General features: G+C 41.7%; 1 protein-coding gene. It reads left to right on the top strand.

The window, feature by feature from the left end; all coding sequences use genetic code 11:
- Positions 1-348: 348 nt before the first annotated feature.
- On the top strand, positions 349-797 hold a 449-nt coding region (locus LRP81_RS23130), incomplete at its 3' end, for an IS110 family transposase (RefSeq protein ID WP_230505550.1).

Below are 797 nucleotides of genomic sequence, written 5' to 3'. Positions count from 1 at the left end.
CCCTTCTGCAGAGCTAAAATCTTCCTTCTTTTTAATTGAGCGACTTGCATAATGCTTGGACGTCTCAAGATATTTCTAGATAATGATAATAGGATCATTTGGGACAATTCTTTTTCCTCCTGTGGATCAACCACAATTTAAGATTGTTTCTCAGTGAACGCGCGGGACTCCCTACTCGCAGGCTGAGCATCCTGACCCTCGAACTTAGATGGTAGTAGCTCTAGGGCGGCTTTCGATTCAGGCGAAGCTCTTATACACGAGGTTGTTGGTCGGCGTACACACTAGAGATATCTCGAGACGTCCAAGAAAAAAGCCAGATGATTCTAAACCGAAAGGAGGTCTCTCCCGGTGAGATTATTTGTTGGTTTAGATGTGAGTTCGTTTGATATGAAAGTGTGTTTTCTTGATGGTGAAGGGGAAAAGCTTGATGCTTTTTCTGTCTCCAATGACTTACCAGGCGCTACGGTGCTTAAAGAAAAATTGTTGAATTGTGTAGCCGATGAAAAGGTTGACATCCTAAAGATTGGCTTAGAGTCAACATCTGTTTATAGTTTTCACCCTTCCATGTTTTTACATCATGATGAAGACTTAAAGAGCCTTGGCGCCCAAGTGTTTGTCATGAATCCGAAACAAATCGCAAACTTCAAGAAAAGCTATTCCGATATGAACAAAACAGACGAGATTGATGCGTTTGTGATTGCCGATTACTTACGTTTTGGTCGTAACCAAATGTCAGTAGTCAAAGAAAGCCAATACGTCGCTTTACAACAGTTAACACGATCTCGATATCAGCTGAT

This window comes from Sutcliffiella rhizosphaerae, from assembly GCF_917563925.1.
Lineage (GTDB): Bacteria > Bacillota > Bacilli > Bacillales > Bacillaceae_I > Sutcliffiella_A > Sutcliffiella_A rhizosphaerae.
Note: the sequence above shows the minus strand (reverse complement) of the source record. Positions and strands in the feature narration are given on the sequence as shown.